Raw genomic sequence first — 13,800 nt, forward strand, 5'->3', positions numbered from 1 at the left:
CGTCACTTCTCGGAAGTGGTGCGCAGATGACATACTGATAACGCTTCATGTCATCGGAGCGGCCGTTATCCCTTGTCTCGTAGCGTGGAGGCACAGCAGTCGAGACAAAGGATGGGCAAATGGACGCAATTGCAGTGAGCGAGATCCTGGCGCGCTCGAGTACGACCACCAATGTCGGATGGATCGGCTATCTGGTCATCGGCGCGATCGCGGGCTGGATCGCCGGAAAGATCGTCAAGGGCGGCGGTGCCGGGATCCTGATGAACATCGTCATCGGCGTCATCGGCGCGCTGATCGGCGGTTTTCTCTTGAGTTTCTTCCTGGACACCGCGTCCGGCGGCTGGTGGTTCACCCTCCTAACGGCAGTGCTCGGTTCGGTGATCCTGCTGTGGATCGTGGAGAAGGTGCGCGGCAGTTCGGGCAGTTGAACGCCAGTTCGCAACGGCGGCGGGTCCTCGGCTTCGGTCGGGGACCCGCCGCCGTTCTCGTGCGCTGATCTGCGGGTCTCAACTCGGTCTCAGGGCGCTGTTTCGGAGCGAAGTGGCCCCATACTCAGTCGAAACACCAGTCACTTCAGCCCCGGAGGTCACATTGTCCAGGTCATTTCGTTTCACGATCGCGTCGGTCGCCGCGTCGGCCGCACTCGTCGGAGGCGCGGTCGCCGCACCCGCCGCACACGCCGACACCTCCCGCGACGCGGCTGCCGCCCGTGCCGCACTCCACGAGGTCGCCGCTCAGCCGAACGACGCCGCATCGGTGATCGACTCGATCGACGAGGCCAACGCGGTCCTCAAGAAGCTCGGCATCACTCCGTTCACGCCGACCAAGGGACTGTGCACCGATCTGTCGATGCCGTCGGCGGTCGGCGGCGCGATGCCCGGATCGATCACTCCGCTCCTCGGTGACCTGAACAAGTCGCTTCGCGTCAAGGACAAGGACATCAACGCGATTCAGAAGGGTGAGGTGCTCTACGGCTTCGTGCCGGTCGACAAGTTCTCCGACACCAAGGACAAGAGCGGCATGCGTGTCGCGTGGTTCAACGTCAACACCCTCGACGGCGGGTTCGGCGAGCCCATGAAGGGGCTCGGCGACTCGATCGTCGACGCCGTGGACGCACGCCTGAAGGAAGCGGATGTCAGCGCCTTGGTGCGGACCCTCGCCCGGAAGACGCTCGGCTCGGTCGTCGCGGCGATTCCGGCCAACGGCGCTCGAGGCGGCATCGTCAAGACCGGCTCGGGCACGGTTCTCTCCGCGATCTACGGCACGATGCAGAAGGCCGGCGGCAGTGAGGACGCGCCGGTCACGTGCTACTTCTTCCCGTCGCTGGGCATCGCGACCGTGAAGTAGCCGGCCGGGAAAAGGTCTCCCGATCGCGTGCACACCCCTCCGCCGAAGCGAGACAATGGAGTCGACGATTCGAGGAGGCGGGCAATGACTGATCTCACCGGAAAAGTGGCCTGGGTGACCGGTGCGGCGCGCGGGCAGGGACGATCGCACGCACTGGCCCTGGCGGCGGCGGGCGCGCACGTCGTCGTCACCGACATCGCGGCGCCGGTCGACACGATCGCCTACCCGATGAGCGATCCGAACGACCTCGCGGAGACGGCGAGAGAGATCAAGTCGACCGGCGGCTCGGTGACATCGGCGCAGGTGGACGTTCGCGACCGGGCCGCGGTGAACGGGCTCGTCTCGCGGATCCGCGACGAACGCGGACGCCTAGACATCCTCGTGTGCAATGCCGGCGTCTGCTCGTTCGAACCGGTCGAGTCGCTGACCCACCAACAATGGGCCGACGTCATCGACACCAATCTCACCGGTACGTTCAACTGCGCGCAGGCCGTTCTCACGCTGATGAAGGAGAACCGGTTCGGTCGCATCGTCGGGATCTCCTCGGGAGCCGGCCGCGGCGGCATGCTGCATCTGAGTCATTACGCCGCGAGCAAGTGGGGGATCATCGGATTCATCAAGTCGTTGGCCCTGGAAGTGGGTGCGTACGGCATCACCGCGAACGTGGTGTGCCCGGCGTCGGTGGCGACGCCGATGGTGCTGAACACCGCGACGATGAAGAGATTCTGTCCGACGATCGAACATCCGACGCAGGACGATCTCGCTCAGGTCTTCGCCGGTTGGAGTCCGCTGGGCGTGCCGTGGCTGGCACCGGCCGACGTCACCCGCGCGGTGATGTATCTGGTCGACGACCCCGGCGTCATCACCGGCACGGTGGTCGAGGTGAGCCTCGGGACGAATGCGACGCGTCAGTAGGAGCCGCGGTGGTCGTCGACCGGTTGACATTCCGATCACTACCAGGCATTTCAGCTCGGTCGGCTGACGATTTTGAGGCATAGTAGTAGGGGAGTGCGTCGCGCGGGCAAGGGGTTCGCGGTGTGGGCGTGCTTTGGAGAGAGAGTTTGTGGTGGCTGTCAACGGCAAGGTCGTGCATTTCGACACCAATCGTGGTTTTGGATTCCTGGCGCCCGCGGAGGGCGGAGACGACGTCTTCCTGCACATCAACGACGTGGGCATCGATGAGACCCTGCTGCGCCCCGGCGCCGAGGTCGAGTTCGACGTCGAGAGCACCGATCGTGGCGCGAAGGCACTGAACGTGAAGGTGACCAAGGAGGCTCCGGAGGGCGAGTCGCCCGCCGCCGAGCGCGCTCAGCGCCGTGACGAGGGCCGCGGACGCTTCGGCGACCGGCACGATCGTGACGACCGCCGTGACGACCGGCGCGGCGGCCGTGATGACCGCGGACCGCGACGCTTCGGCAATCGGGGCGGCGGCCGTCTGTTCAACGAGATCACCGAGCTGCTGCTCGACGCCTCGCCGGACCTGACCGCTCGTCAGATCGTCGCGATCCGATCCGGTCTTCTGGACATGGCATCCCAGCGCGGCTGGTCGGAGTAGTTTGACCGACGCCGATCGGTCCGCGGGCGGCCCGCCCGTGGCGATGTACGACGCTCACGACCTGGAACGGATGGTCGTCGAGGCGCCCAAGATCGCCGCGGGCGCGAATCCCGCGACCGACCATCGCAGCGACTTCGCCCGCGACCGCGCCCGGGTGCTGCATAGCGCGGCCCTGCGGCGACTCGCGGACAAGACGCAGGTGGTGGGTCCGCGGGAGGGCGATAACCCGCGGACTCGTCTGACCCATTCGCTCGAGGTCGGCCAGATCGGCCGCGGTATCGCGGTCGGTCTGGGCTGCGACCCGGATCTGGTCGAACTCGCCGGACTCGCCCACGACATCGGCCACCCGCCCTACGGGCACAACGGCGAGCGGGCTCTTGAAGAAGTGGCCCGCGACCGTGGCGGATTCGAAGGCAATGCGCAGAATTTGCGCATCCTGACGGCGCTGGAACCGAAGATCGTCGGCCCGGACGGGGTCAGCGCCGGTCTCAACCTCACCCGGGCGGCGCTCGACGCAACGCTCAAGTACCCGTGGTCGCGCACGGCGCCCGGCACCAAGTACGGCGCGTACGTCGAAGACCGCCCCGCGCTCGACTGGGTGCGTGACGGTGCGCCCGACGGCCGGCGCTGTCTGGAGGCCCAGGTGATGGACTGGTCCGACGATGTCGCGTACTCGGTGCACGACCTCGAAGACGGAGTGATCGGCGGGCGGATCGATCTGCGCCAGTTGAGTTCGCCCACCGATCAGCACGATCTGGCGCAGCTAGGCATGCAGTACTTCGACGGGCTCACCGCCGATCCGCTGGTCGGGGCGGCGCAGCGGTTGTCGGAGATGGAGATCTTCGCCTCGCTCGGCGAGTTCGACGGTTCGTTGGAGGCGTACACGCGGCTCAAGCGACTCACGAGCGAGCTCATCGGGCGTTTCGCTTCGGCCGCGATCACCCGGACGCGCAGGGTGGAGGGCGCACGTCCGCTGCGCCGGTACGACGCGGATCTCTCGGTGCCGGCCGATGTGGCGGCCGAGGTCGCCGTGCTGAAGACGCTCGCCCTGCGGTTCATCTTCTCCGACCCGAGTCACCGCGCCAAGCAGGACCGTCAGCGCGAGCGCATCCACCGCGTCGCCGAGATGCTGCTGGTGACCGCCCCGGGCGGCCTCGACCCGATCTTCGCCGCCGCGTGGAATGCCGCGGCCGACGACGACGCCCGGATGCGCGTGGTGATCGACCAGATCGCCTCCATGACCGAGGGCCGCCTCGAGCGCCTCGACAAGTCCAGCGCCGAAGTCCAGGCACACCTGGGCTAGCCCGTCGAACTCCCGCCACGCTTCTCCTGTCAGGCTCGTCGAGTAAGCGGGGGAGCGCAGCGACCCCGCGCATCGAGACCGCAGTCTCGCACGTCTTCCCTGTCAGGCTCGTCGAGTGATCTCCACCCGGGCAGGCTCGTCGAGTAAGCGGGGGAGCGTAGCGACTCCGCGCATCGAGACCAAGCAAACCCCCACCCACCCCCGCATCACCGGCCGGCCAGCACCCCACTCCGCAACTGCATCCCGCGAATCCCCGCACAGCCGGCGGCCATCACCGCCAGCACGACGATCGGTGCGACGATCCCCACCGTGGGTGCGATCACCCGCAGCAAGACCGGCAACCCGAACCCGAGGTACGTGCCGACGTAGAAGATCCCGGTGGCCAGCCCGATCCGGTCGGCGGGAGCGAAGGTCTCGACGTCGAGCAGGCCTTCGCGGAGGCAGAGCCCGTAGCCGCTGCCGAGAACGACGGACGCGGCGACGAAGGCGACCGGCGTCGGGTCGGACCCGGACGCCGCGACGATCACGAATCCGACGGCCGACAGCAAGGCGCCGCCCACTCCCGCGCGCGCACCCCAGGAGTTTCGGCGCGCGATCACCTGCACGGCCACGCCGGATCCCAGCGCGAGCACGGCGGCGACGCCCGGCACCCACGGACCGCTGAAGCTCGACATCCGCCCGGCCATCGTCACCACACTGATGGTGACCGATGCGAACACCCACAGCGACATCGGAAGGCTCGTGACCAGCGCGCGGGACAGGCTCCGCGGTCCGCGCACGGTCGAGTCGGTGACGTCGGTGCTCTCCGTGTCGGGGGTCTCCGCGACGGTGCGCCGCGAGTTCGGCACGGCGAGGCCCGCGACGACCGCCAGGAGCGAGCCGGTGACGGTGACCGCGAAGGGGGCGATCAGCGCGGCGCCGTCGGTGAACTGAGCGATGAGTCCCGACGCGAGTGGACCGACGGCGAAGCCGCTGGTGAGGACTGCGCCTGCGAACACCGTGCCGCGAGAACCGCCGACGTCGGCGCTCCACGCGGTCCCTGCGCTGACGGCCAGCCCGACGCCGAGTCCCACCGCGAACCGTCCGACGAAGACGCCGGGCTCGGTGTGCCACAGGAGCATCAGCAGATTGCCGAGTGCGGCTCCGGTCGCGCCGACGAGGACCACGGGTTTGCGTCCGACGCGGTCGGAGATCCCGCCGCCGGTCAGCAGCCCGGGGAGCAGACCGATCGCGTAGACACCGAACGCCCCTTCGAGAGCCGCGTCGCCGATTCCGTTGCGGTCGTGAAGGACCGGCATCATCGCGACGAAATGGTTGGTGGCCCAGCCGGTGGTGAACAGGAGCGCGAGCACGGTCCAGAGGTTTCGGCGGTCGGCTGTCGTCGTCATCGGCGATGCGGTTCCTCGTGGTCGGTGAGCGGTCGCTCACCAGTGTGGCATCGTGCCTATCCGAGCAGACCGCGGACGTCCTCGGCGGTGATTGCGCCGGAGAACGCGGCGCCGTCGTCGAGCAGCGCGTCGAACAGTTCGCGTTTGCGGTTCTGCAGGTCGATCACCTTCTCCTCGATAGTGCCGGTGGACACCATTCGGTAGACGGTCACCGCGCGGTGCTGGCCGATGCGGTGCGCGCGGTCGACGGCCTGATTCTCGGCGGCGGGATTCCACCAGGGATCGGTCATGAAGCAGTAGTCGGCGGCGGTGAGGTTCAATCCGAAGCCGCCGGCCTTCAAGCTGATGAGGAACACCCGGGTGCGGCCGTGGGTGAACTGCTCGATCTGCTCGCCGCGCCGGGTGATCGCGGTGGAGCCGTCCAGATAGCTGTAGGCGATCCCGGCCGCGTCGAGCCGGGCGGCGATCAGTTTCAGGAAGCCGGTGAAGCTGCTGAAGACCAACGCACTGTGGCCCTCGTCGATGAGGATGGGCAGCTGCTCGGACAGGTACTCGATCTTCGCCGAGTTCACCGCGGCGTGCTCGTCGTCCACCAGCGCCGGATGCAGACTCAACTGCCGTAGCCGGGTGAGCGCACGCAGCACCTGGATGCGGTTGCCGTCGAAGTCCTCCAAGAGCCCGAGGAGTTGCTGGCGGTCGCGGGCCAGATAGGTGTCGTACACCTTTCGATGCTTGGGCTCGAGCTCGATCGGCAGCAACTGTTCCTGCTTCTCGGGCAGGTCGACGAGCACTTGATCCTTGGTGCGGCGCAACATGATCGGCCGCAGCCGGCGTCGGAGAATCGCCAGCCGCTCGGGAGCCTGCCCGCTTTCGATGGCGTCGGCGAAGTGCTCCTTGAACAGTTTCGGTGAACTGTAGAGTCCCGGCGCCACCACCGACACCAGCGACCACAGTTCCATCACGCGGTTCTCCATCGGGGTTCCGGTGATCGCGAGCTTGAACGGGGCCTGCAGCCGCCGTGCGGCCTGGTAGGTCTTGGAGTTGTGGTTCTTGAGGAACTGCGCCTCATCGAAGATCGCACCCGTCCACGGCACCCGGGCGAAGGCGTCGTAGTCGATCCGCAGCAACGCGTAGGAGGTGACGACGATCCGGGCGTCGGCGATCCGATCGGCCAGCGGGGTCCCGACCCGCTTCTCGGTGGCGGGAACGGTCAGCATCTCGAGGCCGGGTACGAACCGGTGGATCTCGGCGGCCCAGTTGGCGATCACGCTGGTGGGCGCGACCACCAGGAACCGGGCATCGGGTCGCTCGTCCACTACGCGCTGGATCAGCGCGAGAGTCTGCACCGTCTTGCCGAGCCCCATGTCGTCGGCGAGCACGCCGCCGAGCTCGTTGTCCCAGAGGAACGTGAGCCAATCCAGGCCCTCCTGCTGGTACGGCCGCAGCCGGGCGTCGACACCCGCGGGCGGCGGTACCGAGTGCGGCGGCCTCGCCGCGGCCAGACGGGCGATGCGATCACGCCATCGGCGGAGCTGCTCGTCGACCACGCCGAGTTCGAGCAGTTCGTCCCACAGTGATGCGTTGAGGGTGTGCGTGCTGACGCGGTCGCCGTCGAGCTCGCCCATCTCCCGGGCCTCGTCGAGCCGGTCGCGCAGGGTCTGCAGCGCGGGGATGTCGAGGGCGAAGTACGTACCGTCGTCGAGCACCATGTGCGTCTCGCCGGACGCGAGGGCGGAGATGATCGTGGTGATCGGAATCTTGTGGCCGTCCACGTCGAGTGCCACGCGGAGGTCGAACCAGTCGCTGCGCGCGTCGCCGTCGCCGGAGAAGCTCAGGACCGGCGGCGCCTCGGCAGGACGGTAGTCGGGCGGCGTGCCGACCACGTCGACGCGCACCCGGCCGAGCTCGGTGATCTTCGGGACCGTCTCCGCGCACAGGATCGCCACTTCGAGCTGTGACAGCGGCACCGGAACGGTGCGCAACTCGGGAAGAGAATCGAACGCCGCCGCGACCGTGCAGCCGCCGCGGAGTTGACGCAGGACGGCGTACACCCGATTGAAGCGACGGTAGTCGGAGCGGTACTTCGGCAGCCGACGTTCGAGGAGATCGGCGGCGGCTGCCACCCAGTGGGCGCTGCTGCGGGCGACCATCTCCAGCTCGGGACGCACCTCGTCCCACATCGCGCGCTCGGCCGCCGCGTTGCGGAACCGGCCGGTCTCGGTGCCCTGCGTCGGGAACTCGTGGACCTCGCCGTCGGTCTCGTACGCCGTCGACCAGGTGGCGCACGGGTGCTCACCGGTCTCGATGCGCAGTACCGGGAACGGACCGGCGAGGTCGGCGGCCGGGAACGCTCCGGGTTCCACCACCACGGCGCGGTCGGCCTGCAGGGTCGGCAGCGCCTCGCGGAAGTCGCCGAGTTCGTCGTCGCTCACCTCCAGTGGGACCCGGCTCACCAGCAGCATCGATTCGGTGGTGGTCAGCCGGGGCAGCGGGCCGATGTACAGGACGTCGCCGACCTCCTGCGCGATGCCGTGCGCGCGGGGCCTGCCGATCGGGAACTGGAAGGCGTCCGGCGGAACGGGCCGACCGTCCACCAGCACCTCGAGCGCCACATGGACGCCGGCACGCTGAGCGGTGACGTGCAGTCGGGTGCTGAGGTGATCGCCGTACTCGACGGTCGTGCTCTTCGACGACCGCGCGTTGACGAACTCCACGCCCGCGTCGCGGGCCTCGTCGAGCAGGACCCAGATGCTCGGCGGAGCCATCAGCAGCGACATCTCGTCACCGATGGAGGCGCTCTGTCCGCTGATCGCCAGCGCCGAGGCCAATCGGGTCAGGACGTCGAGGGCCTTCTCCGGATGGCGGTCGGCGGTCTTTCCGGACAGGATCGTCTTCCAGGTGACGCGCGTCTTGACCCACCGCCCCTGCTCGCTCATGGTGAGCGGCCGGAGACGGACGGAGTCGGCGCCGCGATAGCTGCGGTGTACGGAGAACTGAAGTGCCAGTGGCAGTTCCGGACCGTCCGGGGTGTGCTCGACGGACTGCGACGACTTCGAGATCTCGTCGATCAGAGTGCGCCATCGTGAAAGCGGGAGGGCCGAGTGCGCCGACGACGACCGCCGGGCGACGGCCGTGCCTTCGGCGGTCGCGGCCATGACCAGCGCCGCGCAGTGCTTGCAGCGGATCGCGACCGGGCAGGTGCAGCTCGCGGACACCCGCGGCTTCGGGCCATCCCAGGCGGCTGTGACCTTGCACCGGTAGCGCTGCTCACCGGAGCCGAGTGAGACGCCGGTGAGGACGCCGTCGGACCAGTCGATACCGGTGATCATGCCGTTGGTGGCGTACGACCGCGCACGCTGCAGCGTCCGAGTGTCGAAGGCGCCGAGGACGGCGTCGACCTGCTCGTCGGTCCAGTCGGGGGAGGTCATCGGATCCAGCGTAGTCGGGATCGGCGGCGTGCCGCGGCGACGGTGCTTCGACGTGTGTGACCAGCACATCCGCGAAAAACAGTCACGAACGATTGTTTTTGCGCTACGGTCGCCTCACGCCGACCGCGTGTCCCCGCGATCCACTGCAAGGAGTTCTTGATGTCCGGAATGCGCCCCGACCTGTCCGGTGTCGACCCGCTGACCGTCAACCTGACGCATCGCGTCTGCGTCGGCGACCTGTTGACTCGCAGCGCCGCCCACTACGGCACGCGCACAGCCCTGGTGGACGGCGACCTCGAACTCTCGTACGCCGAACTCGAGGCACGTGCCAACGCGCTGGCGCGGGGGCTGCTCGAACGCGGTTACGAGCGGGGTGACGCCATCGCGCTGCAGTTGCAGAACAGCTGGCAGTTCGTCACGTCGTTCTTCGCACTCGCCAAGATCGGCGTGGTGGCGATGCCGCTCAATCTGCTGCTCTCGCCGTCCGACATCGCCTACCAACTCGCCGACAGCGGCGTCCGCGCCATCGTCACCGAGGATGTGTTCCTCGGAGTGCTCGAGCCGGCGGTCGCGGAGGCCTCATCGGATCGCCTCGGTGAGGTGATCGTGGCCGGCACGGCACCCGACACGGTGGCCGGGTTGCGGTCGGTGGCCTTCGACGAGGTCTTCGCCGCCGACCGGTCCGTCGTCGAGACGATCGTCGACGACCGCGACATCCTGCACTGCCTCTACACCTCCGGCACCACGTCGCGGCCCAAGGGCGTGGTGACTTCGCATGTGGCCGTGCAGATCTCGGTGCTGAGTTCGGCACTTGGCCTCGGTCTGCGGCCGGACACCCGCCCCGCGGTGCAACCGATCGTGCTGCCGCTGTTCCACGTCACGGCCCTGGATGCGCTGCTGCTGCCGTCGTTGACCGTCGGCGCTACGGTGGTGCTGCTGCGCGGCTTCGACCCCGCCGCGCTCGCCGAGGTGTTCACCCGGCGTGCGGTGACGCACCTGACGATGCTCCCGATGATGTGGGCCGCTCTCCTGCAGCAGCCCGCGCTGGCGGAGGGGGACACCGACAGCCTCGTCACCGGGCTGTACGCGATGGCGCCGATGCCCGCCGAACTGCTCGCGGCGCTGCGGTCGAGGTTCCCCAACGCCGCGATCATCCTCGGCTCGGGGCAGACCGAGACCACGCCGGCCTCGGAGCTGCAGTGGTCGGGCCACCAGGGTGTCAAGGACGCCTCGTGGGGGCCGGCGACGGTCAGCACCGACATCGCCATCATGGGCGGCGACGGCACCCTCCTGCCGACCGGTCAGGAGGGCGAGATCGTCTATCGCGCACCGCAACTCATGGAGGGTTACTGGAACAACCGCGACGCGAACACTGAAGCCTTCGCGCATGGCTGGTTCCACGGCGGCGACATCGGCTATCTCGACGACGAGGCCGTCGTGTGGTTCACCGACCGCGCCAAGGACATCATCAAATCCGGCGGCGAGAACGTCTCGTCGGTGGAAGTGGAACGGGTGCTGCTCGGACACGAGTCGGTCGCCGAAGTCGCGGTGGTCGGCGTGCCCGACGAACACTGGGGTGAGGCGGTGACCGCGTTCGTCGTGCTCAGTGAGCCGGCCGACTCCGGTGAGACGCGGTCGGAGGAGATTCAGTCGTGGGCGCGCGAGCGCCTCGCCGGATTCAAGGCGCCCAAGAGCGTGGTCGTGGTGGACGCTCTCCCCAAGACGGCGACCGGCAAGATTCAGAAGCACCTCATGCGCTCACGGTGAGCTGCCGGAAGGTGGGTCAGCCGGCGTCGTACTCGTCCCAGAATCGCTGGCGGAGGCGGAAGCGGACGGGCTCGTCGACGGTGTAGCGCTCCATCGCCTCCGAGGCGTCGAGCAGGAGGGCGCGATCGATGTCGCGCGGGATGGAGGGTCGTGCGCGCTCGAGCTCCGCGGTCTCCTGCGGGGTGGCGCTCTTGCGGAAGGCTGCCAGCACGCGGCCGACCACGTCGCCGATGATCTGCTCCTGCTCGGCGTCGTCGAACTCCGGCATCACGTGTGCCACCGATCCGGTGGTGGAACTGTAGGCCAGCACGCCCGTCGGTGCGGGCGGGGGAGTGGCGCGTGCGGCCACCGACGCGGCGGCGGCGTCGAGCGGTGTGCGCGCGGCGGGTTTGGGTGCGACCGGCCCGGGTTTGGCGGTGACCGGCGCCGACGGCTTCGGGGCGGGCTGGCGATCCACGCTGAGAACGGAACGGTCGATCGCGGGTCCGTCGATCCGGTGCAGGTCGTCCGCGGCGCGGATCAGGTGCCTGCTGACGCCGTGCGACTTGCCGTCGGCGTTCGGCACCGCCAGCAGGATCACCTGCACGCCGTGTACCTGTGCTTCTTCGACGGCCTCGGTCAGGTCGTCGTCGCCGGAGACGAGGAAGAAGACGTCGGAGGTGCTGTTGCGGGCGTGCGCGACGAGATCGAGGCCGATGCGGAGGTCGACGCCCTTCTGCTCGCCGTTGACGCCGAAGCGGCCGAGTCGGAGCTTCACCTTGGCCAGTTCGCCGATGCGTTGCTGTGTGGCATTGGGAACGCCGTTGTCGGCGGAGTCGTACCAGTGCACCCGCAGCGTCGGGAGGCCGGAGAGGTGTTCGGCGGTGTCGACCAGTGTGTCGATCAGACGCGAGTACTCGACGTTGATGCTGCCGCGCAACGATGTTCCGGCGACGCGAGTGGCGGCCGACGCGAGGAGGTATCCGGTGTCTATGTACAAGCTGCATGTCGGGCGCATGGTTCGACTATCGCAGGGCCGGAGACGGTCCACCGGCCGAAACGCCGCCCTTGTTACCTCGGAGTAATCACGGGGCCCTGCTGAAATCAGTCCGCACAGTGCCGCGCGGGGTGAATCTTCCCTCGGCATTGGTTGTGCGAACTGATTTCAGCAGGGCTCCGCGGCGACTAGCGTCCCAGGCAGAGCGAAAGGACCAGCCATGCTCACCTCGGACCTCCGTCGCGTCCTCGACGGCGCCCCGATCGCCCACGTCGCCACCGTCTCTCCCGACGGCTCACCGCACGTCGTCCCGGTCTTCGTCGGGACCGACGGCGATCGCATCGTCGTCTTCACCGGCCCTGGCTCGGTGAAGGCGCGCAACTTGCGGCGCGATCCGCGCGTCGCGCTCTCGATCGCCACCGCCGACGATCCGTTCACGCCGGTGACGGTCCGCGGTCGAGTGGTGGACTGGATCGACGGCGACGCCGGCTGGGAGATCGTCGACCGCGTCGCGGCCAAGTACATCCCGGTACCCTACCCGCGCGAGGACCCGAGGGTGGTCGCGGTGATCGAACCGACGGTGCAGAAGGTCGGAATGGGTTGAGCGTTGTCGTCACAGCTCACGTTCGTCGAGTAGGCCGACGCCACCTCTAGGCCCGCCGAGCATCCCCGCTCCACTTTCTAGGCCCGCCGAGCAGGCCGACGTCACCCCCAAGGCCGGTCGAGTAGCCCAGCGAACGCAGTGAGCCGGGCGTATCGAGACGATCACCAACCCGCCACGCCCCTTCACTCCGACTCCGACTGCCCCTCCAGTGCCGCCAACGCTCGCCGAGCCGCTTCCAGCTCCCGGCTCAGCTCCTCGACCCGCCGCTGAGCCTCCTCCCGCGCCGCGTTCAGCACCGACGACGCCGCTCCCAACGCGGCGTCGTCACCGAGTTCGCGCATCGCAGACTCGACGGAGTCAGCAGCGACACTGCGCGACCGCGTGGGCTTGCGTCCGCCCCGGGTCACCGATACCGACCATTCGTTGTCGGCCGAACCGAAGACCGTCACCGTCACCGACGACGGTGCCTTCTTGCCCGCCGCGCGCTTCGCCGGCCTGGCCGCAGTCTTCAGCGCCGCCGCGGTAGCTCGTGTCTGAGCCGCCGCTGCGTCGGTCTTCGGTGCTGCGGCCGGTCTCGGCTGAGCGGCCTTCTTCGCTGCCGCGGGCTTCGCGACCTTCGCCGCCTTCGCCGGTTGAGGTGGTGCGTCCTTGGTCATCCGCAGTTCATCGGCTTCGTAGGGGAGTTCGTCGTCGACGCCGCGCGGTTTGATGGTCAGCGTCGTCCCGGCGATCGCGATCACGCGCGCCGAGGCGCCGGGCGCGAGGCCGAGGCTGGGTGTGCCCTCGCGCAGATACACCGTGGCGCGTCGCCCCTCGGCCAATGCCGAGTTCAGGGAGGCGAGGTCGTCAGCGGTCAGAGACTCCGATGCCAAGCGGCGGCGCGGGGGCATGGCGGGCCTTTCTCCTCGTTCAGATGCGGCTGTGAACACTGTGCCACAGCCGGACGACATGTTCGCACAGATGTGCGATCCGGTGCGTCGGTGGGCCCGCTGCTCAGTGACATGGACGGGGGATGCGGCGAGGTGTCGGCGATGCCACTGCGGATGGTGTCACCTCGTGTCCTGCAGGGTCGAAGGGGAGTGGGTACCGTCGGAAGTGTCGTCCAAACGAGTGGCGACGAAGTGTGGAAGATGCAGATCCATCCGCTATTCAAGGAGGACAGATGAGCTTTTCCGACGATGCACAGAACAAGGCTGAAGACCTGAAGGGCCGGGCGAAGGAAGCCGTCGGCGCTGCGACCGACGATGACCAGTTGCGTACCGAGGGGCAGACCGACCAGGGGAAGTCTGCCGCCAAGGAGAAGGTCACCGAGGTTGCGGACAAGGTCAAGGAAGGCGTCGACGCCGTGAAAGACAAGTTGACCGGCCGCTGACCGTACCGACCGGAGCGGCCCGCCACCCGAGAGTTCGGGTGGCGGGCCGCTGTCGTTCAG

At 68.2% G+C, this 13,800-nt stretch carries 12 protein-coding genes; 8 read left to right on the plus strand and 4 right to left on the minus strand.

From position 1 onward, the window contains the following. The first annotated feature begins 119 nt into the window (after positions 1-119). The 5 genes from ABFX36_RS06500 to ABFX36_RS06520 all read left to right on the plus strand — a co-directional run bounded on the left by ABFX36_RS06500 (position 120) and on the right by ABFX36_RS06520 (position 4,205). Complete coding sequence (locus ABFX36_RS06500) at positions 120-428, plus strand: GlsB/YeaQ/YmgE family stress response membrane protein (protein WP_006897664.1); 309 nt, start codon at positions 120-122, stop codon at positions 426-428. A 163-nt stretch (positions 429-591) separates the two neighbouring features. Next, complete coding sequence (locus tag ABFX36_RS06505) at positions 592-1,347, plus strand: hypothetical protein (protein WP_062367871.1); 756 nt, start codon at positions 592-594, stop codon at positions 1,345-1,347. An 84-nt stretch (positions 1,348-1,431) separates the two neighbouring features. Further along, positions 1,432-2,262: a mycofactocin-coupled SDR family oxidoreductase gene (locus tag ABFX36_RS06510; protein WP_062367870.1), complete on the plus strand. Its 831-nt coding sequence runs from the start codon at positions 1,432-1,434 to the stop codon at positions 2,260-2,262. Positions 2,263-2,413: 151 nt separating this feature from the next. Beyond that, positions 2,414-2,902: a cold-shock protein gene (locus ABFX36_RS06515; protein WP_346075492.1), complete on the plus strand. Its 489-nt coding sequence runs from the start codon at positions 2,414-2,416 to the stop codon at positions 2,900-2,902. A gap of 43 nt (positions 2,903-2,945) precedes the next feature. Next, positions 2,946-4,205, plus strand: coding sequence for a deoxyguanosinetriphosphate triphosphohydrolase (locus ABFX36_RS06520; RefSeq protein WP_051999682.1), 1,260 nt, complete (start codon positions 2,946-2,948; stop codon positions 4,203-4,205). 206 nt (positions 4,206-4,411) lie between these two features. On the opposite strand, the gene ABFX36_RS06525 is transcribed toward ABFX36_RS06520, so the two are convergent. Both ABFX36_RS06525 and ABFX36_RS06530 read right to left on the minus strand, forming a co-directional pair. Further along, a complete protein-coding gene (locus tag ABFX36_RS06525; protein ID WP_062367869.1) occupies positions 4,412-5,593 on the minus strand; it encodes an MFS transporter in 1,182 nt (393 codons plus the stop codon). A gap of 56 nt (positions 5,594-5,649) precedes the next feature. Beyond that, complete coding sequence (locus tag ABFX36_RS06530; RefSeq protein ID WP_045539172.1) at positions 5,650-9,021, minus strand: DEAD/DEAH box helicase; 3,372 nt, start codon at positions 9,019-9,021, stop codon at positions 5,650-5,652. A gap of 159 nt (positions 9,022-9,180) precedes the next feature. Between ABFX36_RS06530 and ABFX36_RS06535 the strand changes: the two genes are divergently transcribed. Continuing rightward, positions 9,181-10,788: a class I adenylate-forming enzyme family protein gene (locus ABFX36_RS06535; protein WP_062367868.1), complete on the plus strand. Its 1,608-nt coding sequence runs from the start codon at positions 9,181-9,183 to the stop codon at positions 10,786-10,788. 16 nt (positions 10,789-10,804) lie between these two features. On the opposite strand, the gene ABFX36_RS06540 is transcribed toward ABFX36_RS06535, so the two are convergent. Next, entirely contained in the window at positions 10,805-11,785 is a 981-nt protein-coding gene (locus tag ABFX36_RS06540) for an NYN domain-containing protein (RefSeq protein WP_006897672.1), read from the minus strand. A gap of 199 nt (positions 11,786-11,984) precedes the next feature. On the opposite strand from ABFX36_RS06540, the gene ABFX36_RS06545 reads away from it, so the two are divergent. After that, the gene (locus tag ABFX36_RS06545; protein WP_006897673.1) at positions 11,985-12,368 is read left to right on the plus strand and encodes a TIGR03618 family F420-dependent PPOX class oxidoreductase; all 384 of its coding nucleotides are present in this window, start codon (positions 11,985-11,987) and stop codon (positions 12,366-12,368) included. Between the two features lie 182 nt (positions 12,369-12,550). Here ABFX36_RS06545 and ABFX36_RS06550 read toward each other — a convergent pair whose 3' ends face one another. Beyond that, positions 12,551-13,258: a DUF6319 family protein gene (locus ABFX36_RS06550; protein WP_062367867.1), complete on the minus strand. Its 708-nt coding sequence runs from the start codon at positions 13,256-13,258 to the stop codon at positions 12,551-12,553. A gap of 272 nt (positions 13,259-13,530) precedes the next feature. Between ABFX36_RS06550 and ABFX36_RS06555 the strand changes: the two genes are divergently transcribed. Then, positions 13,531-13,740 carry a CsbD family protein gene (locus ABFX36_RS06555; RefSeq protein WP_006897852.1) on the plus strand — a complete coding sequence of 70 codons (210 nt, stop codon included), beginning with the start codon at positions 13,531-13,533 and terminating at the stop codon, positions 13,738-13,740. The last annotated feature ends 60 nt before the right edge of the window (positions 13,741-13,800 follow it).

This window comes from Gordonia cholesterolivorans (assembly GCF_039531975.1).
In the GTDB taxonomy this organism is placed as follows: domain Bacteria; phylum Actinomycetota; class Actinomycetes; order Mycobacteriales; family Mycobacteriaceae; genus Gordonia; species Gordonia sihwensis.

Bases quoted from the DNA above. Each gene is read 5' to 3' on its own strand.
- ABFX36_RS06500 (WP_006897664.1), top strand. From the start codon at position 120: ATGGACGCAATTGCAGTGAGCGAGATCCTGGCGCGCTCGAGTACGACC.
- ABFX36_RS06510 (WP_062367870.1), top strand. From the start codon at position 1,432: ATGACTGATCTCACCGGAAAAGTGGCCTGGGTGACCGGTGCGGCGCGC.
- ABFX36_RS06520 (WP_051999682.1), top strand. From the start codon at position 2,946: ATGTACGACGCTCACGACCTGGAACGGATGGTCGTCGAGGCGCCCAAG.
- ABFX36_RS06525 (WP_062367869.1), bottom strand. From the start codon at position 5,593: ATGACGACGACAGCCGACCGCCGAAACCTCTGGACCGTGCTCGCGCTC.
- ABFX36_RS06530 (WP_045539172.1), bottom strand. From the start codon at position 9,021: ATGACCTCCCCCGACTGGACCGACGAGCAGGTCGACGCCGTCCTCGGC.
- ABFX36_RS06535 (WP_062367868.1), top strand. From the start codon at position 9,181: ATGTCCGGAATGCGCCCCGACCTGTCCGGTGTCGACCCGCTGACCGTC.
- ABFX36_RS06540 (WP_006897672.1), bottom strand. From the start codon at position 11,785: ATGCGCCCGACATGCAGCTTGTACATAGACACCGGATACCTCCTCGCG.
- ABFX36_RS06545 (WP_006897673.1), top strand. From the start codon at position 11,985: ATGCTCACCTCGGACCTCCGTCGCGTCCTCGACGGCGCCCCGATCGCC.
- ABFX36_RS06550 (WP_062367867.1), bottom strand. From the start codon at position 13,258: ATGCCCCCGCGCCGCCGCTTGGCATCGGAGTCTCTGACCGCTGACGAC.
- ABFX36_RS06555 (WP_006897852.1), top strand. From the start codon at position 13,531: ATGAGCTTTTCCGACGATGCACAGAACAAGGCTGAAGACCTGAAGGGC.